Below are 21,139 nucleotides of genomic sequence, written 5' to 3'. Positions count from 1 at the left end.
CGACACAAACCGGATTATTGGATGTGATGCGAATATTTTTCCACTCATTGCTATGTACGATTGTCATCACCTTGTTAAATGGCTGCTTTTTCTTCCAAGATGATGACCAACGCTGGGAAATTGAACCCAACGGCGCCACCAGCTTTGCCCTAAGTAGAGATGGACGCTTCGCGCTGCTCTACTCGCAGCAAAAACAGCTGCTCCTTTGGGATCTTGCCCAAAACAAAGAACTGGCTCAACTTGGTCCACAAGATCAATCCGAAAATCAAGTATCGCGTATTCGCATCTCTGACAATGGTCGCTTTGCCATTACCGCCAGTCAGATGAATTTCGCCGTTTGGGACTTATCTTGGACACAAGCTGAAGGGCTATGGTCGATTTCCGATGGCTTAATTCGCGATGTTGATATCTCTAGCAACGGTGAAAAAGTACTGCTGGGCCTATCTAATGGCAAAGCTATCTATGTGGACTTAGTCACCGGACGCCGTCTGGAGTTCCTCGCTCACCGAGAAAAAGTTAATTCCGTCTCCCTATCTTCGAATGGGCGCTACGCATTATCAGGCGGTAACGACTATAAAGCTTACCTTTGGGATACCGAATCAGGCTTGGTATTGCGTACATTCGAGCATGAACAAAGAGTCGTACGAGTTGCCTTACAACGAGATGGAGAGCTAGCTTTTACCTCCGATGGAGGGAATCAAGCGATGATCTGGGATCTTGAGACAGGTGAACCTCAAGCTCAATTGCAGAGCTGGTCTCGACAGCTAATTTTCTCCAGTGCTCGCTTTTCTGATGACGGCAGTATGTTGGTAACAGGTACGCCATCTAGCCAAGTGAGCGTGTGGAATACTCAAGATGGCAAACGCATTTCTCGCCACGACGCCGAGCCATTAAAAGATGCTCGCCCTCCTCGTGCGGTAGTGTATGATGCAGCCTTTGATGATAAGAACCGTGTGATATCGGGCACCTCTGCGGGCATTGCCCAAGCTTGGAATGTGGATTAAGAACGATGACAGAAAAGCGAGTTGAACAATTAGAAAGCCGCGTGAATGACCTAGAATGTCAGTTGGCTTTCCAAGAGCAAACCATTGAAGAACTTAATGAAGCGCTTAGCCAACAACAGATGTTGATCACGAGAATGCAAGACCAGATGAAGTTCGTGGTTGGCAAAGTAAAAAATATGGATGGCTCAAACCTCGCTGACGCATCAGAAGAGACGCCCCCTCCACACTATTAAGTGCGCTTTAAAGATAACGAATTAGTTCTAGTGACGCATATCGTTAGTTTTTCGTCCTCAATGTGTAAACACATTTCAGGACGGGACATAGAAAACCAAAAGGGCGACAGATACTTATCTGTCGCCCTTTTGTTTGTTTAATCTGCGCTAATTCAACTAAAGTCAGTTAAGCCAATACAAACTTAGTCATCGGCATAAATTTTTACTTCCACGCAGCCATTAGTATCAACACTCGCACGGTACATTCCTGAACTGTTCATACCGAAATGAATATCACCTTGTCCATCGATAGCAATCAAGCCTCCTTCACCACCCATGGTTTTCAATTCACCTTGAATAATCGTTTCACAAGCCGTATGCACATCTTCCTTGAGATAACGCATTCGTGCCGCCACATCACTGGCAACCATCTTTCTAAGGAAGAACTCCCCCATACCTGTTGTTGAAACGGCCACGTTGCCATTTTCAGCAACAGTGCCTGCACCGATGATTGGAGAATCTCCCACACGACCGTATTTTTTATTGGTTACGCCACCAGTGCTGGTTGCGGCTGCTAAGTTTCCGGCTTGGTCTAATGCGACCGCGCCAACCGTGCCGTACTTTTTATCATCTGGATATTTATCTGCTTGCTCTTCATCATATTTCGCTTCAGACAAAGCAAAAATACCTTTCTCTTTCATCGACTGAAGTTGGTCATAACGACGCTCAGTAAAGAAGTAATCTTGCTCGGTGAAAGTATGGTCATGCTCAAACGCAAACTTCTCGGCGCCTTCACCAATCAGCAGCACATGGTCGCTTTTAAGCATCACATCACGCGCAAGCTCAATTGGATTTTTGATATGGCGGACACCGGCAATAGCCCCCGCATCCATTTCACGACCGTGCATCACAGAAGCATCCATCTCAACAAATTCATCATGAGTCAGAACAGAACCTTTACCAGCATTAAAGTGGGGACTGTCTTCCATCACCTTAACTGAAGCAACCACTGCATCTAGCGCATCACCACCCGACTGTAATACTTGATAGCCAGCCAAAACCGATTTTTCCAAAGCCTCGGTAATACCCGTTTTTAATTCATCACTCATTTGCTCTCGTAAGATGGTGCCTGCACCACCATGAATGGCAATTGAAAAAGGCTGTGACATACAAACTCTCCACTGACGTCAACTTATAATGTTGTGCTATCAATACCACATCCAAGATTTGATGTCTGATAGCGAAAACCAAACTATTTACGAACGCTTAGATTTGCGGACACTAAGATTTGCGGACATTTAGTTTAGTAGATGAAAAGCCAACTCAAAAAGCTAGCACCCTAAACGAAAAAAACCTCCACAAGGGAGGCTTTCAATATTCTTAAACTAAACCGTTAATTCGGTATTAGTGAGAACCACAGCTACCGCCGCCGCAGCAGCCGTCTTTTTTCTCTTCAGCGTGGTCATGGCCTTCGCCACCACAGCAACCACCTTCGTGATCATGATCGTGGTCGTGACCGCCATAGCCGCCTTCTTGGTGTACGTGACCGTGTTGAACTTCTTCTTCAGTCGCTTCACGAACCGCTACAACTTCAACGTCAAACGTTAGAGTTTGGCCAGCTAGCATGTGGTTACCGTCAACAACAACTTCGTCGCCATCTACTTCAGTAACTTCAACTGGGATTGGACCTTGGTCAGTATCCGCTAGGAAACGCATGCCAACTTCGATTTGCTCAACACCTTGGAATACGTCTGCAGGAACACGTTGAACTAGGTCATCGTTGTGCTCGCCGTAAGCGTCTTCTGGAGTAACAGTTGCTGAGAACTTGTCGCCAGCGACTTTGCCTTCAAGCTCTTTTTCAAGACCTGTAATTAGGTTGTTGTGACCGTGAAGGTAATCTAGTGGAGCTTCTGCAGTTGATTGGTCAACTACTACGCCATCTTCAAGTTTCACTTGATATGCAACACTAACTACTACGTTCTTTTCAATTTTCATGAGAGCTCCAAGGAGGTTTGGACTAAGCTCGAACAATTGAGCTTAGGAAAAATTCTGTACCCGGATATTATGGGGATCAATTGACGAAACTCAATCACTCAGGCTTAAAAATACCGATCATTTCTTGATTCGCGTGTTCAGATTTCTCTACAGTTTTCGGTTTCCGTTGTTCTGTGAAGTCACAATCGACACATTCCACCAGCTCGATATTGTTTTCAATCCACCAGCGGAGTGTGTCTTGAGTACTGCAGCTTGGGCAGCTCGCCCCTGCGATAAAGCGTTTTTTCTGTTTCACGTTCATATCCTTTACTACTCTGGATTCACAGTTCTTCCGCTCTAGCTCTATTAAAGACAAAGCAGAGACCGCGTTTATTATTAGGGTGTATTGTTGTTAGCTATAAGATCTTGGTCAAAGCTCTTGGTTATAAGCTCAGGTTGCAAAATGCTTGGTGTTAATTGAGTAGCTCTAAGTTCTGAAGAACTATTCATTCCAGACTATTGCCAATAGTTTCGAGATTGGTGATCGTTTTCCATCTCGTGTCCAAAAATCTCTTCAAGCTCTTTACGAGCCTCTTTCGCTCTTTGGGCTAACTCGGCATCTTCGTTATGCTGAGGCAGCAACTCTTTCAGCATACCATTATCCAGTTTCCTAAAGTGTGCTTCTGCTCGCTTCGCTTTATATGGATGCATGCCAAGTTCGGTCAATGTTTGACGACCTAAATCTAATGCCCCAAGGAAGGTTTCACGCGAGTAGTTACTCACACCATGGTTAAGTAATTGATAGGCTTCAACACGGCTTCGTGCACGCGCTAAAATCTTTAACTGTGGGAAGTGCTGCTTACACAAATCGACGGTCTTCATGATTTCATCAGGAGAATCGGTACATAACACAATGGCTTCTGCCTTGTCAGCTCCCGCAGCTCGTAATAGTTCAAGGTGAGTCGAGTCACCGTAAAATACCTTGTAGCCGAACTTCCTAAGGATATGTATTTGGCTGGCATCACTTTCAAGGACGGTGATACGAATCTTGTTGGCATACATCAGACGACCAATGATCTGACCGAAACGACCAAAGCCTGCAATAATCACTCGAGGGCTACGATCAATCACATCCGAAGACATCGCGCTTTCACTGATTTGATTAAGTTGGCGAGCAAAAAATCGGTCTTGCAGCTTAAGCATCAATGGTGTGGTCACCATAGAAAGGCTCACAACAACCAGTAAGAACGACACTTGGTCGCCGCTTAAGATGCCTTGTGCGCTCGCCGCGGTAAAAATAACGAAGGCGAACTCACCACCTTGGCTAAGGATCATCGCCATTCGGCTGCGCGCTTTAGCTTGAGTGCCGAAGATACGAGCCAGCGCATACAGCACCAAACCTTTCAATATGACCAGAGACGACACTGCGATAAGTATTGCGAATGGGCTTTCTGCCAATAAACCTAGGTTTACTGCCATACCCACAGAGATAAAGAACAGACCAAGCAGTAACCCTTTGAATGGGTCAATCGCAATTTCTAACTCGTGTCGATATTCACTTTCAGCCAGAAGTACGCCCGCCAAGAAAGTACCTAATGCCATCGACAAACCAATCTGCTGCATGATGACGGCAATACCAATCACCAATAACAGCGCTGCTACCGTGAACAACTCACGCACACCGCTCATGACTACATATCGGAACAGTGGTCTCAACAAGAAGTGACCACCGACAAGCAAGCCAATCACACCGCCTAGCATCCATAACATGTCAGCCCAACTGCCGCCCGTATTACCCGCAAGCAAAGGCAGCATCGCCAACATAGGGATTACGGCAATATCTTGGAAAAGTAATACCGCAAAGCCTGACTGCCCCGCTTCTTTGCCACCAAGCTCTCGCTCTTCAATAACACGCAAGGCAATAGCGGTCGAAGACAAAGCTAAACCCATACCGATGACTAAGCTAGTTTGCCAAGTTAAACCAAACATACACGCGATGGCGGTAATAATCAGTGTGGTGATCAGCACTTGCGCGCCACCGAGTCCTAGAATGGGGGCTCGCATCTGCCACAGTTTTTTCGGATTAAGTTCGAGACCAATCAAAAAGAGCAGCAGTACCACCCCGAATTCGGAGAAGTGTAGAATCGCCTCTACATCACTGATTAAACCAAGCCCCCATGGGCCAATCGCCACACCCGCTAATAAGTAACCGAGTACTGAACCCAAGCCAGCTCGCTGCGCGATAGGAACCGCAACCACAGCAGCCGCTAAAAATATAACGCTACTTTGTAGAAAATCATTAGTCAGAGCCATCATCTGCTCCTATATCTTGTAGCGGGTCTCGCAACCAATTTCGATACGCTTCTGCGTGTTGGTAACGCGTCATATCGGTAACATTTCGTGCCCAGTGTAAAACCAAAGGGGATATCCAGTGCATCTGACACAAAGCAGCGGTTAGCTCGAATGGTTGCAAAATCTCTTGTAATGGATATTTATTATAGCCTGCGGCACCAAACGCCTCTTCTTTACCACCGGTAGTAATCACACTGCGCCAGTGTTTACCTTTAAGCGCACTTTGCTCACCAAACGCAAAACCCTTGCCTAATACTCGGTCAAACCACTCTTTAAGCAGTGATGGGCAGGAATACATAAACAAAGGGTGTTGGAACACGATCACATCATATTCAAGCAGCAATGCATGCTCAGAAGGCACATCAATAAAGAAATCAGGATAGATGGCGTAGAGATCGTGGACTTTGACATTCCCAAGCGACTCTATCGTTTTAACCATGATCTGGTTAGCGATAGAGGTTTGCGGCTCTGGGTGCGCATAGATGACCAGCACCTTTGGCACGGGGTTGTCTGTCGAGGGAGAATTACTCATTCCTTTGAAACATTCCTTTGAAGGCTAAACGGTGGCAAGGCCACAAGAATTTAAGCAAAAGTTACTAATATGTTATTGGCATCATAACGCAAATTGCATTGTGATCGACTTTTATCTGGTTTCAGCCTACTATGCAGGCGTCTGTTCACCTCTAATTTCTATGCTATTTCAATTATGATTACTTTCTCTGATATTCAATTGCTACGCGGCGGTAAGCCACTCCTCGACCAAGCATCTGCGACTTTTCACCCTGGCGACAAGATCGGTTTGGTTGGTAAGAATGGCTGTGGTAAATCTACGCTGTTCGCCCTGATTAAGGACGAACTGTCTATTGATGCTGGCTCATTCAGTAAACCAGCCCATTGGGAAATGGCTTGGGTTGCTCAAGAAACACCTGCATTAGAAAGAACAGCAATTGAATACGTGATTGATGGCGACCGTGAATACCGTGGCCTTGAAGATCAACTTGAGAAAGCCGAACAAGCCGACAACGGCACATTAGTCGCAGAGATCCATGGCAAGATTGAAACCATTGGTGGTTATAGCATCAAAGCACGCGCGGCTGAGTTGTTAGACGGCCTAGGCTTTCGCCAAGAACAAATGACATGGAACCTGACTCAATTTTCAGGGGGTTGGCGTATGCGTTTGAACCTAGCGCAAGCCCTACTGTGTCGCAGTGACCTACTGTTACTCGATGAGCCAACCAACCACTTGGATTTAGACGCTGTAATGTGGCTAGAGCGCTGGTTACAAAACTACCCAGGCACACTCGTTCTTATCTCACACGATAGGGACTTCTTGGATCCTATCGTCAACCGCATCGTGCATGTTGAAAATCAACTGCTCAATGAATACACCGGTAACTACTCGTCGTTCGAAACCCAACGAGCGCAAAAGCTAATTCTGCAACAAGCGATGTACCAAAAGCAGCAGAAACAAATGTCGCACATGCAGAGCTACATTGACCGTTTCCGTTATAAAGCTTCAAAAGCTCGCCAAGCGCAAAGCCGTATTAAAGCGCTAGAGAAGATGGAACAAGTACTGCCCGCTCAGTTTGATAACCCTTTCAGCTTTGAATTTAGAGAACCAGACGCACTACCAAACCCAATCATGATGATGGACGAGGTATCTGCAGGTTACGATGACAATCTGATTCTAGAGAAGATTCGCCTAAACCTAGTACCGGGCAGCCGTATTGGTTTACTTGGTCGAAATGGTGCAGGTAAATCGACGCTGATTAAGCTGCTTTCAGGCGAACTGAAACAACAAGGTGGCGAGCTAAGCTATTCGCAAGGCGTTAAAATGGGTTACTTTGCCCAACACCAATTAGAGACGCTGCACCCGGAAGAGACACCACTTCAGCACATGATGCAGATTGCGCCAAAACACACCGAGCAACAACTGCGTGATTACCTAGGTAGCTTCGGTTTCCAAGGTGAAAAAGCGCTCGATAAAGTGGCACCGTTCTCTGGTGGTGAAAAAGCGCGTTTAGTTCTGGCGCTACTGGTATGGCAAAAACCGAACCTGTTGCTACTCGATGAACCAACCAACCACTTGGATCTCGATATGCGTCAGGCACTAACGTTTGCATTGCAGACGTTTGAAGGCGCGATGGTTATCGTATCGCACGACCGCTACCTACTTCGTGCCACTACTGATGATTTATACCTTGTACACGACCGTCAAGTTGCACCGTTTGATGGTGACCTTAGCGATTACTACAAGTGGTTAACCGAACAACAGAAAGTTGAGCGCAAAGAAGCACAAGCATTGGCACCAGCAAAAGATGGCGCCAACAGTGCAGCAGCAAAAAAAGATCAGAAACGTAAAGAAGCAGAGTTCCGTAAACTGACGGCACCCATTCGTAAAAAGCTGACTCAATTTGAAAAGCAGATGGATAAATTAACGTTGGCTCTTGAAGAAGCCGAGCAAGAATTATCCGACACTTCACTGTATGAAGCTGAAAATAAGGCTAAACTGAATAAAGTACTCGCTCTACAAGCGAGCAGTAAGTCACAGCTAGAAGAAGTTGAAATGGATTGGATGTCCACTCAAGAAGAGCTTGAGCAGATGGAACTGGATATGGATAGCTTATGAGCCCAGAGCACGCACCAATATCACTAACACTGGAACGACTATGGCAATTTAGCCTTCAGTATTACAGTGTGCGCGGTGTTAAGGATGCGTGCTTAGCTTTGCAAAACCAATTCCATGGCAACGTCAATCTACTGCTGCTTCTCAAATGGCTTGATGAGCAGCAACTCTCTTTCGCTGAGGAGGAGTGGCACAAGGTGCAACAATGCTTAAGCCGCTCTGAAACCTTGCTTCATAGTTATCGAGAGCTGCGTAAACACCTCAAAGCACACGTTGTTGATTCACTCTACCGTGAAGCCTTACAATTTGAGCTGCAGCTTGAGAAACAACAGCAATCCGATCTCGTCGACTGCATTAAGTCTCTTCAACTTACTGCGAACCAACAATCACCGCTCGCTTTACAGTACTGTCGTTTATTAGGGGCGGAAAATCTCTACAACGCTTTTTCTGAACCAGCACCACAGCCCTAGCTCGTTCTCTTTCCCTTTTATTCCATCAAGACCCAAGCTTAACCTTGATATTATTCAAGCAGTTACCCATGGCCTGTTTTTGTATCTCATATAAGTGAAAGCCTTGCGCTTATACCGAGAATCAACCAAGCTCAAATAAAAACGTGGGCGTTTCGTTACAAGCTCAACACGTTATCAAAACCCGTAAAAGAAGCATGGATCGTTTTTATGACAATATTTACCGCAGCCGCTGGTCTCTCTAATCCGCACTTACAAACCTTAGTGCCACGGTTTATTCGAAATCAGGCGCTGTTTCATCCTCACTGGCAAACCTTAGAAACTCCCGACGGCGATTTCCTAGACCTTGCATGGAGTGAATCGCCAGACGGTGACAAGCCAAGCAATGATGATAAAAGTAACAAGCCAATATTCGTTCTATTCCACGGATTAGAAGGGAGCTTTGAGAGCCCTTACGCCAACGGGCTGATGAATGCATTTGCTAAAGATGGTTGGCTATCAGTGATGATGCACTTTAGAGGTTGCAGCGGAAAACCAAATCGCTTGGCTCGTGCATACCATTCAGGTGAAGTCGAAGATGCGCGCTTTTTCCTAAGGCATCTGCACGCGCAGTTCCCCAACAACCCCAAAGTTGCAGTTGGTATCTCTTTGGGTGGTAACATGCTGGCGAATTATTTGGCTGAGTATGCCGACGACCCATTGCTGTCGGCGGCGACCATAGTATCAGCTCCATTTGACTTGGCTTGTTGTTCTAGTCGCATTGAGCAGGGCTTCTCCAAGCTCTATAAGAAGTATCTACTCAACTCTCTAAAATCAAACGCCTTGAAAAAAGTTAACCTGCTACAGGAAAAGCTGGGGGTCACAGCGGAAACCATTAAGAAGATCACCAAACTGTATGAGTTTGATGAACAAATCACGGCGCCTCTGCATGGGTTCAAAAATGCCCAAGATTATTATGCACAATGCTCCGCACTGCCTAAACTCAAGAAGATCAAACTACCAACTCAGATCATTCATGCCAAGGACGATCCTTTCATGACCGATGATGTGATTCCAAAGTCCGTTCTGCCTGATAACATCGATTATCGACTGTTTCAAAAAGGCGGTCATGTGGGGTTCATTACCGGCAGCACACTCAAGCCAAGATTTTGGTTAGAAGAAGCATTACCCGCCTACTATGAAAGTCTACAAGATTCGGCATAATGACGAGCATTAGTAAATAGCAGTAAAAATATTACTAAGCTCACTCATTTCTACAACAATAAACCTATCCATGAACATAAAAGAGAGAAGTATTTATGATCATCCCGTGGCAAGACATTGCACCAGAGACACTGGAAAACCTCATCAAAGAATTCGTACTGCGTGAAGGTACAGACTATGGTGACGTTGAAGTTTCACTGCAAAACAAAATTGACCAAGTGAAACATCAATTAGCCTCAGGGGAAGTGAGTATCGTGTTTTCTGAACTGCATGAAACCGTTGATATTCAAGTCACAAAACGCTTCTAAGCTGCGCTCATAAAGGAGCCGTGTTATAGTGGTAAACGATTGCTAACAAGTAAGTTACTCAAAAGACAAGGGTTGTCATGTCCGCTAAACATCCAATTATTGCGGTGACGGGTTCATCTGGAGCCGGCACCACCACTACCTCAGAAGCCTTCCGAAAAATGTTCAATATGATGGACGTGAAGGCAGCTTGGGTTGAAGGGGATAGTTTCCATCGCTTCACTCGACCAGAGATGGATGTCGAGATCCGTAAGGCGCGCGAGCAAGGTAAGCACATCAGCTACTTTGGTCCACAAGCTAACGATTTTGGTGCATTAGAAGATTTCTTCCGTCAATACGGTAATGAAGGTACGGGAAAAGTCCGTAGCTATCTGCATACCTTCGATGAAGCCGTGCCTTACAATCAAATGCCCGGCACCTTTACGCCATGGCAAGAGATCCCTGAAAACTCGGATGTGATGTTCTACGAAGGTCTTCACGGTGGCGTGGTCGATGGTGACATCAATGTTTCTCAACACGTCGATCTGCTTATCGGCATGGTACCTATCGTAAACTTGGAGTGGATCCAGAAATTCGTTCGTGACACACGCGATCGTGGTCACTCTCGCGAAGCGGTGATGGATTCTATTGTTCGCTCAATGGATGATTACCTTAACTACATTACCCCGCAGTTTTCGCGAACTCATATCAACTTTCAGCGTGTCCCTACCGTAGATACATCAAATCCACTGAATGCAAAAGGGATCCCAAGTTTAGACGAAAGCTTCGTGGTTATACGTTTGCGCGGTATCAAAAACGTCGATTTCCCTTACTTGTTGGCTATGATTGATGGCTCATTTATGTCACGTCATAACACACTTGTGGTGCCAGGAGGCAAGATGAGTTTTGCTATGGAGCTCATTGTAAGGCCGATCCTGCAACAACTTATAGAAACCGGGAAAATAGGCTAACAAAACAACATTCTGGTTGATTACTTTTCATACCGTGATCATGTGCACAATTTTGCGTAAAAATCGTAGCTTGGTCACGATTAAAATCAAGAAATAGTACCTGAAAAAGGATACTATTCTTAAACGAAACACAAGATAGCTTGCAGCACTCAACGAGTGCTCTTATCCTAGCTACGTCAATTCAGGCTTAGCTAAAATATGGAAAGCGGCAAGCATACCCTGCAGAGGAAGTAAGATATTATGGTTCTAGGTAAACCCCAAACCGATCCAACATTAGAGTGGTTCCTTTCACACTGTCATATTCATAAGTACCCTTCAAAAAGTACTTTGATTCATGCTGGTGAAAAGGCAGAAACCTTGTACTACATCGTTAAAGGTTCTGTGGCAGTTCTTATCAAAGACGAAGAAGGTAAGGAAATGATTCTTTCTTACCTAAACCAAGGCGACTTCATCGGTGAGCTTGGCTTGTTCGAAGAAGACCAAGAGCGTACTGCATGGGTTCGTGCAAAATCTCCTTGTGAAGTGGCTGAGATTTCTTTCAAGAAATTCCGTCAACTTATCCAAGTGAACCCAGATATTCTAATGCGTCTTTCATCGCAAATGGCAAACCGTCTACAAGTAACTAGCCAAAAGGTTGGTGACTTAGCGTTCCTTGACGTAACAGGTCGTATCGCTCAAACGCTACTAAACCTAGCAAAACAGCCAGATGCAATGACTCACCCTGACGGCATGCAAATCAAGATCACTCGTCAAGAGATTGGCCAGATTGTTGGTTGTTCTCGTGAGACCGTAGGTCGTATCTTGAAGATGCTAGAAGAGCAGAACCTAATTTCTGCACACGGTAAGACTATCGTGGTATACGGCACTCGTTAATCTCGATTAACTGAGCCAAAAATTTGAAAGCCACCAAATGCGAATTTGGTGGCTTTTTTGTTTTCTAAATATCTAGAGAACAGATGCGGGAAGCAAAGTTAGAAATCGGACTTCACTATTCTAAAGTATCTCGAAGCGAAGCGTACCGGCACTTATAGGGCAAAGCCCGTGCTCGTATCTTTCTTTAACCGTTGGTGCTTTCAAAGATCTTGTCAGCTGATGCCGCGACAAATCCGGTATAAAGCTCACCATTGGCCATCGCATAACGCTTAGCGAACTCATAGAAGCCGCCAGGAATCATCTCATTGCCTTCAACAAATGAAACTGGGACTTTATCTGCCATGGTTGATGATTGCTCTAATAAGACCTCTGGAGAGCCTTTCACCTCGCCGCCAGATACATTGATAGTGAATCCCGACTCATTCAGATAGTCATTCACGGCCTGCACTTCATCGAACTTATTTAACTGGTTCACACTCACCGTAAAGTGGTTTGCACCGTAACCATGAGCGGCTAGCCAAGAAGCGTACTCACTCTCTTTTGCTAGCACTTGGAAATCTGCGAAGATCAAATCCCAAAGACGACCACCAAACAAGAATTCATGACCTTGCAGTTTGCTAGCATCCACTTGCTCAACCAACTTAGCAACGATCTGTTGCAGGTCACTTGAACACTCTTCGACCTTCAACTCACTAATGAACACTTTTGGTTGGTTTGGATCTGGGTGCTCGTAGTGCTTAGCCACTAGCTTCTTGCTCTCAAATAAGTAATCGCCACACGCCTTGTAACCTAACTCAAGGAAAGGTTTAGCCAATGTTTCAATACCTAGCGGTGCAACATTGAAAGTACGCAGTGCAATATGATCATTAATCAGGGCTTCGTCTTCTTTCAGCAAGTGATGTACTTTCTCAGCCGATGGACAAAGCCTGTGAATGTAATCGTCCCATAGTGATTTAAAGAGTAGATCGGGCGTCATGGTGACTCCTTGTCAGAGGTTCTAGCAAGCTAGTAATTTGGATTAGAAAGGGAGAGGCTGGACATAGAGTCAGCAGCCATCAGCCTGTGACATACTTGTTCTATTATTATCTACCGCCCAATCTAGGTGTCGGACGTGGTGGAAAAGGGAAGCGATAACACCACCTCCCTATTTCAAGCTTAACGAATAAGCCTAAGACTCATTAGCCTAAAACTACAGCTCAATACCTGGGCTAAACGTAGCTGGCAGTTGAGTTTCACCACCTTCCATTGAAGCCATAGGGTAAGCACAGTAGTCAGCCGCGTAGTAAGCACTTGGGCGTAGGTTGCCTGAAGCACCTGGGCCGCCAAATGGTGCATCACCACTTGCGCCTGTTAGCTGGCGGTTACGGTTAACAACACCCGCACGGATATGGTCAACGAAGTATTCCCACTCTGAATCGTCTGTGGAAACTAGTCCTGCAGACAAACCAAAGCGTGTGTCGTTAGCTAACTCAACCGCTTGCTCTAGCGATTGGTAACGAACCACTTGCAGCAATGGGCCGAAGTACTCTTCATCTGGCAGTTCAGCAATGTTGGTTGCATCGATAATCCCCGGAGAAACAAACGCCGCTTCGCCCGCTTTTGCTTCAACTAGGCTTACACCACCTAGTGATTGCAGATTAGCTTGCGCGTCCAGTATGAACTTAGCTGCCGCTTCAGAGATTTGTGGGCCCATGAAGGGTGCAGGCTCAGCGAATGGCTGATCAACACGAATCTTCAAGGTAGCCGCAACAAGCTTATCGAGCAGTTGATCGCCCTTCTCGCCAACAGGAACATACAAACGACGAGCACATGTACAACGTTGACCTGCACTGATGAAAGCCGATTGGATAATGGTATAAATCGTCGCGTCAGCATCACCAAATTGGTCACTGATCACCATCGGGTTATTGCCACCCATCTCTAGCGCCAACATCTTGCCCGGTTGACCTGCGAATTGACGGTGAAGGATATGACCGGTATTCGCACTACCCGTGAATAGCACGCCATCAAGACCTTTAGCATCGGCTAGTGCGATACCTGTCTCTTTAGCGCCTTGCACTAGGTTGATCACGCCAGCAGGAAGGCCAGCTTCTTGCCATAGCTTCATCGCAAACTCACCAGTCCAAGGTGTCTGCTCTGACGGCTTAAATACCACGGTATTACCCGATAGCAGTGCTGGAACAATATGACCATTAGGCAGATGACCTGGGAAGTTGTAAGGGCCAAATACCGCCATAACGCCTAATGGACGATGACGCAGTACGATTTGGTTACCTGCCGCTTCACGTGAAGCTTCACCAGTACGTTCGTGATATGCACGAATAGAGATAGCGATCTTGCCCGCCATCGCGCCCGCTTCAGTACGAGTTTCCCAAATCGGTTTACCCGTCTCTTTTGCAATAATCTGTGCTATCTCTTCGCTGTTCTCTTTTACTTTCTCAGCAAAGTTCAACACGATGGCTTCACGCTCTGCAAAGCTCAGTTTCTTCCAAACTAAGAACGCATCACGAGCCGCTGCTACTGCAGATTCAACCTGCGCTGGTGTTGCACTATCGCCTTGCCACACGACTTCATTGTTGTATGGGCTTACTGATGTCATGGCGTCGCCTTGACCTGCCACCCACTGTCCTGCTATCCACTGAGTCATACTTCTATCCTTAAAATCTTCGACAGATAATCGCCGCTCTTATTGAGCCAACATGCGAACGAATTCGCCTTCTTTTACTTCAAGAGCGCTTGCTACTTCAGATGATAAAATCACTGTGTCGCTTGCTTGGTCATACGCGCCTTTCGCGGCTACTGCGCGGAAGTTCTCAAATGAGGTATTACCAATTAGGAAGTCTTTAGAGCTGGAGTGCTCTGCAATTTTCACCTGAGCTCGAATCGCATGACGCACTGATTCAATATTTCTTAGATCACACTCAACCGTTGGGCCTGCATCAAAGATGTCGACATAACCACGGTTAGTGAAACCTTCACGTTCCAACAACTTAAGTGCTGGGCGTGTATTATCATGTACCTCTCCAATCACCGCCTGAGCTTCTTTGCTCAGTAGGTTCACGTAGATAGGCAGCTTTGGCATTAGGTCAGCAATGAAGCCTTTCTTACCGATACCAGTTAGGTAATCTGCAAGCGTGAAATCAATTGAGAAGAAGTGCTCTTGCAGCCATTGCCAGAAAGGTGAGTTACCTTCCGCATCCGATACACCGCGCATCTCAGCAAAAATCGTTTTCGAGAAACGCTCTGGGTGTTCAGACATGATCAGGAAGCGACACTTCGACATCAAACGACCATTCAATCCACCACGGAAAGCTGGACGCAAGAACAGTGTGCAGATCTCACTGCATCCGGTGTAGTTATTACCGAAAGTCAGCAGCTTAACGACGTTATTCACGCCAAGCTTTTGCGATGAGTGAACCACTTTGCTGATGTGGTAAGAGTAAAACGGAACATCCCAGCCAATTGAGGCTTCGATGCCTGTCGTGCCTGCAACTTCTCCCGTTTCAGTGTCGAAGCCAACCATTAGGTAGCCTTCATCACCGGGTTCAGTCACGTCTTGTTTGGCAAAGCTGTATTCAGAGTGAGTAATTCGGTTAGTTAACAGTTCTTCGTTAACCGGAAGAGATGTGAATCCGTGACCAGATTCAACCGCGCAGGTATGCAGCGCATCGTAATCAGATAATTTTATTGGGCGAACAACTAGCATCAATATTCCCTCCAGATGCAAAACAGGCCCAAAACGAGAAGCTTGGGCCTTTAGCAGTACGTCATGGGATCGCTCTAATGGCGATCATTCCTATGACGCCGCTCAGGCTAAACTAGCGTAGCGATTGCTTTGTCTAGTTTTGATAAACCTTCTTCAATTTCTTGTGTAGTAATAACCAGTGATGGCGTGAAACGAACCACGTTTGCACCCGCAACCAGTACCATCAAGCCTTGTTCGCCTGCTGCTACCAATACGTCACGTGCACGACCTTGCCACTCTTCGTTAAGCGCAGCACCTAGTAGTAGGCCTTTACCACGAACTTCACTGAAGATTTGGTACTTGTCGTTAATCTTAGTAAGACCATCACGGAACAATGCTTCACGCTCTTTCACGCCAGCTAATGTTTCAGGTTGACTAACCACATCAACAACCGCTTCTGCAACAGCACACGCCAGTGGGTTACCACCGTAAGTTGAGCCGTGTGTGCCAACTTTTAGATGTGTCGCCAGTTCAGAAGTCGTCAGCATTGCGCCGATAGGGAAACCACCACCTAGTGATTTCGCAGTGCTTAGGATATCAGGTGTTACACCTAGGCCTTGGTAAGCGTAAAAGTTACCCGTACGGCCATTACCTGTTTGCACTTCATCAAAGATAAGCAGCGCATTGTGTTTATCACACAGCTCACGAACCGTGTTCACGAACTCAGATGTAGGAGAGATGATACCGCCCTCGCCTTGCAGAGGTTCCATCATGATTGCACATGTGCGATCTGAGATGTGCGCTTCTAGTGCTGCAATATCGTTGTAAGGCAGGTGAGTTACATCGCCCGGTTTAGGACCGAAGCCATCAGAGTAAGCCTCTTGACCACCCACAGTTACAGTAAAGAAAGTACGACCGTGGAAACCTTGTTTGAATGCAATGATTTCAGATTTCTCAGGACCGTGAACATCCGCTGCCCAACGACGAGCTAGCTTCAATGCTGCTTCATTCGCTTCTGCACCAGAGTTGGCAAAGAATACTTTTTCTGCAAAACATACGTCTGTTAGCTTCTTCGCTAGACGTAATGCAGGTTCGTTGGTCATTACGTTACTTAAATGCCAAATTTTGTTTGCTTGCTCAGTAACTGCGTTAACCATTGCTGGGTGACAGTGACCCAAACAGCTCACAGCGATACCACCAGCAAAGTCGATATACTCTCGGCCTTGTTGGTCCCAAACGCGTGCGCCTTCCCCTTTTACTGGGATCATTTCCATTGGGTTATAACAAGGCACCATCACCTCATTAAACAGACTACGTTCTACTTTTTTTTCCACTGTCATCGTACATTCCTTCTCGATACCGCAAGCTTCGCAAATAAGCGTACTGGTTCATAAGTGAGACAAAGATATTTTCTCTCGCCATAATCCCGCTACAGCATTATATTTACATTTAATTAACGTTTTCAATAGTAGATTATTCTTTAGCCATCCCTAACAACCAGCTAAACGTCACTACCTATGACTATTTATGCATCAATTAATCTGTTTTATGAAGCTTTTTTTACCTAAACGCATAACCAGTAATAGCAAAGCCTTACCGGCATTGCGGTATATAGGGTTCGAGACGAAATAAGGCGAATAATTTTGCATAGGCTAAAAACTTAGCCTGAAGAGAGAGAAATGTTATAAAAAGTGATCGGCGTCAGAGGAGTAAGAGACGCGTAGCGCCCGAATTTAAACGCTTAACCAATGGGCTAACAGGTTCAACTGGCTTATTTAGACGGAGAAAGAGTCAAATTTAAACACTCAACGCGCTAAGAAGTTAGCGAGAAGTTGGTGTCCCTGCTCTGTTTTAATCGACTCAGGGTGAAATTGTACGGCATCAATCGGCAAGGTTTTGTGTTGATAACCCATGATTTCATCCATGCTGCCATCTTCAAATTCCGTCCAAGAGGTCAATTCAAAGCAGTCTGGTAGCGTGCCATTTTTCACCACTAGAGAATGGTAACGTGTCACGGTTAGAGGGTTATTAAGCCCTTGAAAAACGCTCTTGCCATTGTGGCGGATTGGGGAGGTTTTACCGTGCATCACTTGTCTGGCTCGCACTACTTCACCACCAAAGACTTGGGCAATGGCTTGATGACCAAGGCACACACCTAAGATCGGCAACTTACCCACGAAGTGTTCAATGACTTGTAGAGAGATTCCCGCATCATCGGGCGTACACGGGCCCGGCGAGATAACAAGATGGCTAGGATTCAGCGCTTCGATACCTGCGATATCAATCTCATCGTTGCGAACAACTTTCACAGTGACCCCTAACTCACAGAAATACTGATACAAGTTATAGGTAAAAGAGTCGTAGTTATCGATGATAAGTAACATGGGTCGAAATCGTTTGCTAAATACTAAATGATTGGGAGATATAGGGGCGGTATTGTGCAATACCCATGGCGAAAGGCAAGTGGAAACTGCATTTCGCCAATAATTAAGGCCAACCTAAGTTGACCTTAATTGTTTACAGATAACTTTCAGTTACCTGTATCAACTGGCTTGCGCAGTTAACGATGTCACTACTTGCGACGACGCCACATTGCTAAGCCAAACAATGACATCAATGCACCTAAGCCGAATGAACCACCGACTTTAAGCTCAAGAACTGCCGGATCATGATCCGATGAACGGAAGTGATCTTGGTACTTCGGCAGATCACCTTTGAACTCTTCGTTGTAATCAAGCAACTTCGACTCACCGCCATTGATGTGCCAGTCAGTCGCATCCACCACCCTATCTTTCAGGCTGTCGCTGATCAACAGGTGATCCAAAGCGCCAACCTCATCATTGTATGAGTAGCTCCAGCTGTCTGGGTGCTTTTGAGCCACAGCATTAATGTAGCCGTAGTTCTTGGTAATCACCGCACCGTTATCACCAAACTGCTCGACACCGTCAATGTAAGTGTTACGCGCCGCTTTGATTTGCTTACCGTATTTCTCTTCAGAGTAATCCGTCAGTACCAGCATTGGGTCTTCCATGCCGTACGAGTTCATATCACCCAGAATCACTTTATGGCCTTTGATGCCATCTAGCGCTTCACCCAGTGCAACCGCAGCTGCAACACGGAAGTTCTCACATGAACCTTGCTTGTCGGCATCAACGCCACCTTGACCGCCCTGTTCTACAGGGGCTGCATCTTCCCAACACTTAGAACCTTTCGATTTAAAGTGGTTAATCGCAACGGTCAGTTTCTCTTTGGTGCCTTTCACTTTAAAAGTTGGCGCCAATGAGTCACGTTGATAGTTTTTACCGTCTTCAATCACCTTGCCAGAATCGTCTAACACTTCTGGAGCCTGTTGGCTGGGCATCGCGATAACACGACTGTCTTTAAGCTTAACCACTTTCTTACGGTAGATAACACCTGTTGTAATGACATCAGTACCAATCGAGTCCATCTCGTCGGTCACGCCATCTTCGTTCGAATCGACAGCCACAAAGGTATAGCGGTCTTTCTTACGCTCAATGCGATCATTCAGTTGGTTTACAAGCTGCTGAATGGCAGAGCCTTCACCAAAACCGTTGTTCTCAATTTCCATCAAACCAATGATGTCGGCATCTAGACGAAGAATCGCGTTCACAATCTTCTCTTGCTGCATCTCAAACTCAGTGATGGTGTTCGCGCCACGGTTGTTGCCGTGTTGGTTCGCGTCACCGCCAAATGGAGAGTTAAAGTAGTTCAATACGTTGAAGGTCGCGATACGTAGATCACCTTCATCCATATCAGGCTTGTCAGTACGTGGGTCATTACGGACAAAGTTCTCAGCCGAGATCTGGTTGGTTGTCACTAAGCGATATTCGCCGTAACTGTAGGTCAGTACACCTTCTAGGCCAATAATGGTGTCATCAATACGGATGTAGTCTTCTGTTGAACCATCTTGGTCAATATCGGTACGGCCAAAGTCTGGATAGAAAGGAACTTGTCCGTCACCGGCTTTTTGATCGGTTTCAACAAAAAGACGACGGTCTGCGTTATCTTTAGTTTGCTGTTTCGCATCTTCAGAGCCAGCTGCAGATAACTGGTTCGGCTGCATGTTAATACGCTCATGGGCCAGTACCATGTTGTTACGACGACCTGCGTAGTCATAACCAAAGGTACGCGTTACACGCATATCAAGCGCTTCGGTTGTTTTCACCAACATGCCTTCATGGCGTTCAAGCGTTGCAGCGAAGTTCTCGTCACTGTCTAAGGCTTCAATTGCTGTCGCTTCAGGCGCTTGTTGCTCGCCCTGCTTAAGCCATTGGTTGTTTTCAACTTTAAGCTGAGTATGACTGTAATACTCTTGAACCTTACCTTTCACACACACTACATCGCCCGCAGCCAGTTCTGAACTCGATTGATTGGTGTGGATAAATAGACCTTCAGAAGTGCTTGAATTGAAGTCATCCTCAAGTGCTTGCAGGTAGAAACCTTTGGTTATGCCAGTAGTGACTGCACTTACCACACCTTTGACGAAGTATTCATCGTCAGTGATGTATGGATAGCCATCAATGAACGGTGATGTTGCGCCTTCACCTTGGATCTCTTGAATAGTCGTGAATACAGGAGCAGAGCCATCTTGTGTACAGGCAAACGCGTCAGGCAACTCTACATTGTCTAGTGAACCTAGCCCTTCAATACTGTCCTTAGGTAACGATACCCATTGCGAAGCATCAAACGTCGCAGAAGGTGTTTGTTTAGCACGAACCAAAGTAACATCTTTACCCCAGTCCACATCGCCCATCAAACCGACAACATCGTGCACCGAACCATCTGAATTCAAGATAGCCAGCGGATCGTCACCATTGTGATTAGCAATCGACGCGTTAAGAATATCAGCCGCCGCTTTAATTTCGTCACTTGCGCTGGTGTGCGCAACCACAAGTACTTCACCGGGCGCTAAAACGTGGCCATTCAAAGGTAAAGTGGCGCCCCATGATCCATTACCATTCGCAGACTTCGCCAACGAGTAACCATCTAAATTAATGCTGCTATCGCCGTTATTGGCAATCTCAACCGCTTTGTTATAGCTGCCGCCTTCCACATATTGTGAAATAAACAAATCAGCGTGTGCGCTTGTGGTTAACAAGCTACCAATTGCCACTGCTAGCAATGAAGGTTTATGTAAAAGAGCCATCCGTTTCACCTAAGTTCATCGATTTATAGTCACTGCCATCTATGGGCAGTCATGTATTTTGTGGTAACTATCAGGTTTATTTATGAAAGGAATAAGTCAGTTGGCAAGAAAATGAGGAACTTATCACTTTGGAATCATCAATTGTTTGGCACGTTTTATATTTCCAACATATATAGAAACAAGAGTGACTTTATAAAACTTGAGGATGCCAAATAAGATCACCTGCACAGCATTAGTATGATGAATGTGTTAGCTAGATAATGCTTAAATTATCAATTCAAACAAGAGATTTACTGGGAAGGTAAATGGAGCAGGCAATAA

19 protein-coding genes are annotated in these 21,139 nt (G+C 45.9%); 8 read left to right on the top strand and 11 right to left on the bottom strand.

From position 1 onward, the window contains the following. The first annotated feature begins 26 nt into the window (after nucleotides 1-26). Together AB6C75_RS04665 and AB6C75_RS04660 are read left to right on the top strand one after the other, a co-directional pair. Nucleotides 27-1,004: a WD40 repeat domain-containing protein gene (locus AB6C75_RS04665; RefSeq protein ID WP_009848931.1), complete on the top strand. Its 978-nt coding sequence runs from the start codon at nucleotides 27-29 to the stop codon at nucleotides 1,002-1,004. Between the two features lie 5 nt (nucleotides 1,005-1,009). Beyond that, a complete protein-coding gene (locus tag AB6C75_RS04660) occupies nucleotides 1,010-1,237 on the top strand; it encodes a SlyX family protein (RefSeq protein WP_009848930.1) in 228 nt (75 codons plus the stop codon). 182 nt (nucleotides 1,238-1,419) lie between these two features. Here AB6C75_RS04660 and AB6C75_RS04655 read toward each other — a convergent pair whose 3' ends face one another. The 5 genes from AB6C75_RS04655 to kefG all read right to left on the bottom strand — a co-directional run bounded on the left by AB6C75_RS04655 (nucleotide 1,420) and on the right by kefG (nucleotide 6,074). Next, entirely contained in the window at nucleotides 1,420-2,385 is a 966-nt protein-coding gene (locus tag AB6C75_RS04655; protein ID WP_017103602.1) for an isoaspartyl peptidase/L-asparaginase family protein, read from the bottom strand. Nucleotides 2,386-2,620: 235 nt separating this feature from the next. Further along, nucleotides 2,621-3,211: a peptidylprolyl isomerase gene (gene slyD, locus AB6C75_RS04650; RefSeq protein WP_372107078.1), complete on the bottom strand. Its 591-nt coding sequence runs from the start codon at nucleotides 3,209-3,211 to the stop codon at nucleotides 2,621-2,623. Nucleotides 3,212-3,305: 94 nt separating this feature from the next. Next, entirely contained in the window at nucleotides 3,306-3,506 is a 201-nt protein-coding gene (locus AB6C75_RS04645) for a YheV family putative zinc ribbon protein (protein WP_019825339.1), read from the bottom strand. Nucleotides 3,507-3,706: 200 nt separating this feature from the next. Continuing rightward, nucleotides 3,707-5,503: a glutathione-regulated potassium-efflux system protein KefB gene (gene kefB / locus AB6C75_RS04640; protein WP_029223028.1), complete on the bottom strand. Its 1,797-nt coding sequence runs from the start codon at nucleotides 5,501-5,503 to the stop codon at nucleotides 3,707-3,709. Beyond that, nucleotides 5,490-6,074, bottom strand: a complete 585-nt coding sequence (gene kefG, locus AB6C75_RS04635) for a glutathione-regulated potassium-efflux system ancillary protein KefG (protein WP_372107076.1) — start codon at nucleotides 6,072-6,074, stop codon at nucleotides 5,490-5,492. Before kefG ends, kefB begins: the two co-directional genes overlap by 14 nt. A 174-nt stretch (nucleotides 6,075-6,248) precedes the next feature. Here kefG and AB6C75_RS04630 point away from each other — a divergent pair, with 174 nt between their 5' ends. From AB6C75_RS04630 to crp, 6 genes are all read left to right on the top strand, one after another. Further along, nucleotides 6,249-8,171, top strand: a complete 1,923-nt coding sequence (locus tag AB6C75_RS04630; protein WP_017096560.1) for an ABC transporter ATP-binding protein — start codon at nucleotides 6,249-6,251, stop codon at nucleotides 8,169-8,171. Then, the gene (locus AB6C75_RS04625; protein ID WP_372107074.1) at nucleotides 8,168-8,638 is read left to right on the top strand and encodes a TIGR02444 family protein; all 471 of its coding nucleotides are present in this window, start codon (nucleotides 8,168-8,170) and stop codon (nucleotides 8,636-8,638) included. The genes AB6C75_RS04630 and AB6C75_RS04625 overlap by 4 nt, the downstream gene beginning before the upstream one ends. 207 nt (nucleotides 8,639-8,845) lie before the next feature. Continuing rightward, nucleotides 8,846-9,838 (top strand): hydrolase, encoded by a 993-nt coding sequence (locus tag AB6C75_RS04620; protein ID WP_372107072.1) that lies wholly within the window; start codon nucleotides 8,846-8,848, stop codon nucleotides 9,836-9,838. A gap of 95 nt (nucleotides 9,839-9,933) precedes the next feature. Then, entirely contained in the window at nucleotides 9,934-10,146 is a 213-nt protein-coding gene (locus AB6C75_RS04615; RefSeq protein ID WP_010435208.1) for a YheU family protein, read from the top strand. A gap of 77 nt (nucleotides 10,147-10,223) precedes the next feature. Beyond that, the gene (locus AB6C75_RS04610; protein ID WP_012604929.1) at nucleotides 10,224-11,093 is read left to right on the top strand and encodes a phosphoribulokinase; all 870 of its coding nucleotides are present in this window, start codon (nucleotides 10,224-10,226) and stop codon (nucleotides 11,091-11,093) included. 240 nt (nucleotides 11,094-11,333) lie between these two features. After that, nucleotides 11,334-11,966, top strand: coding sequence for a cAMP-activated global transcriptional regulator CRP (crp, locus tag AB6C75_RS04605; RefSeq protein ID WP_017036097.1), 633 nt, complete (start codon nucleotides 11,334-11,336; stop codon nucleotides 11,964-11,966). Nucleotides 11,967-12,150: 184 nt separating this feature from the next. Here the strand turns inward: crp and AB6C75_RS04600 are convergent, their stop codons facing one another. From AB6C75_RS04600 to AB6C75_RS04575, 6 genes are all read right to left on the bottom strand, one after another. Next, on the bottom strand, nucleotides 12,151-12,942 hold the full coding sequence (locus tag AB6C75_RS04600) for a DUF1338 domain-containing protein (protein ID WP_372107069.1): 792 nt from the start codon (nucleotides 12,940-12,942) through the stop codon (nucleotides 12,151-12,153). Between the two features lie 213 nt (nucleotides 12,943-13,155). After that, a complete protein-coding gene (astD, locus tag AB6C75_RS04595; RefSeq protein ID WP_372048784.1) occupies nucleotides 13,156-14,613 on the bottom strand; it encodes a succinylglutamate-semialdehyde dehydrogenase in 1,458 nt (485 codons plus the stop codon). A 39-nt stretch (nucleotides 14,614-14,652) separates the two neighbouring features. Then, nucleotides 14,653-15,672, bottom strand: a complete 1,020-nt coding sequence (astA, locus tag AB6C75_RS04590; RefSeq protein WP_029223029.1) for an arginine N-succinyltransferase — start codon at nucleotides 15,670-15,672, stop codon at nucleotides 14,653-14,655. A 107-nt stretch (nucleotides 15,673-15,779) separates the two neighbouring features. Beyond that, on the bottom strand, nucleotides 15,780-16,991 hold the full coding sequence (locus AB6C75_RS04585) for an aspartate aminotransferase family protein (RefSeq protein ID WP_050632386.1): 1,212 nt from the start codon (nucleotides 16,989-16,991) through the stop codon (nucleotides 15,780-15,782). Nucleotides 16,992-17,456: 465 nt separating this feature from the next. Further along, the gene (locus tag AB6C75_RS04580) at nucleotides 17,457-18,035 is read right to left on the bottom strand and encodes an aminodeoxychorismate/anthranilate synthase component II (RefSeq protein ID WP_009848915.1); all 579 of its coding nucleotides are present in this window, start codon (nucleotides 18,033-18,035) and stop codon (nucleotides 17,457-17,459) included. A gap of 188 nt (nucleotides 18,036-18,223) precedes the next feature. Continuing rightward, nucleotides 18,224-20,818: an ExeM/NucH family extracellular endonuclease gene (locus AB6C75_RS04575; RefSeq protein WP_372107066.1), complete on the bottom strand. Its 2,595-nt coding sequence runs from the start codon at nucleotides 20,816-20,818 to the stop codon at nucleotides 18,224-18,226. Nucleotides 20,819-21,139: the final 321 nt, after the last annotated feature.

It is taken from the genome of Vibrio sp. 10N.237.312.B06 (assembly GCF_041464685.1).
GTDB lineage: Bacteria > Pseudomonadota > Gammaproteobacteria > Enterobacterales > Vibrionaceae > Vibrio > Vibrio tasmaniensis_A.
The sequence above is the reverse complement of the archived record's forward strand: the minus strand, read 5'-3'. Positions and strand labels throughout refer to the sequence as shown.

What these genes read in the sequence shown, in the direction of transcription:
- crp (WP_017036097.1), top strand. Translation starts at nt 11,334, where the DNA reads ATGGTTCTAGGTAAACCCCAAACCGATCCAACATTAGAGTGGTTCCTT.
- AB6C75_RS04630 (WP_017096560.1), top strand. Translation starts at nt 6,249, where the DNA reads ATGATTACTTTCTCTGATATTCAATTGCTACGCGGCGGTAAGCCACTC.
- AB6C75_RS04660 (WP_009848930.1), top strand. Translation starts at nt 1,010, where the DNA reads ATGACAGAAAAGCGAGTTGAACAATTAGAAAGCCGCGTGAATGACCTA.
- AB6C75_RS04615 (WP_010435208.1), top strand. Translation starts at nt 9,934, where the DNA reads ATGATCATCCCGTGGCAAGACATTGCACCAGAGACACTGGAAAACCTC.
- AB6C75_RS04655 (WP_017103602.1), bottom strand. Translation starts at nt 2,385, where the DNA reads ATGTCACAGCCTTTTTCAATTGCCATTCATGGTGGTGCAGGCACCATC.
- AB6C75_RS04625 (WP_372107074.1), top strand. Translation starts at nt 8,168, where the DNA reads ATGAGCCCAGAGCACGCACCAATATCACTAACACTGGAACGACTATGG.
- astA (WP_029223029.1), bottom strand. Translation starts at nt 15,672, where the DNA reads ATGCTAGTTGTTCGCCCAATAAAATTATCTGATTACGATGCGCTGCAT.
- AB6C75_RS04665 (WP_009848931.1), top strand. Translation starts at nt 27, where the DNA reads ATGCGAATATTTTTCCACTCATTGCTATGTACGATTGTCATCACCTTG.
- slyD (WP_372107078.1), bottom strand. Translation starts at nt 3,211, where the DNA reads ATGAAAATTGAAAAGAACGTAGTAGTTAGTGTTGCATATCAAGTGAAA.
- kefB (WP_029223028.1), bottom strand. Translation starts at nt 5,503, where the DNA reads ATGGCTCTGACTAATGATTTTCTACAAAGTAGCGTTATATTTTTAGCG.
- astD (WP_372048784.1), bottom strand. Translation starts at nt 14,613, where the DNA reads ATGACTCAGTGGATAGCAGGACAGTGGGTGGCAGGTCAAGGCGACGCC.
- AB6C75_RS04600 (WP_372107069.1), bottom strand. Translation starts at nt 12,942, where the DNA reads ATGACGCCCGATCTACTCTTTAAATCACTATGGGACGATTACATTCAC.
- AB6C75_RS04610 (WP_012604929.1), top strand. Translation starts at nt 10,224, where the DNA reads ATGTCCGCTAAACATCCAATTATTGCGGTGACGGGTTCATCTGGAGCC.
- AB6C75_RS04620 (WP_372107072.1), top strand. Translation starts at nt 8,846, where the DNA reads ATGACAATATTTACCGCAGCCGCTGGTCTCTCTAATCCGCACTTACAA.
- AB6C75_RS04575 (WP_372107066.1), bottom strand. Translation starts at nt 20,818, where the DNA reads ATGGCTCTTTTACATAAACCTTCATTGCTAGCAGTGGCAATTGGTAGC.
- AB6C75_RS04580 (WP_009848915.1), bottom strand. Translation starts at nt 18,035, where the DNA reads ATGTTACTTATCATCGATAACTACGACTCTTTTACCTATAACTTGTAT.
- kefG (WP_372107076.1), bottom strand. Translation starts at nt 6,074, where the DNA reads ATGAGTAATTCTCCCTCGACAGACAACCCCGTGCCAAAGGTGCTGGTC.
- AB6C75_RS04585 (WP_050632386.1), bottom strand. Translation starts at nt 16,991, where the DNA reads ATGACAGTGGAAAAAAAAGTAGAACGTAGTCTGTTTAATGAGGTGATG.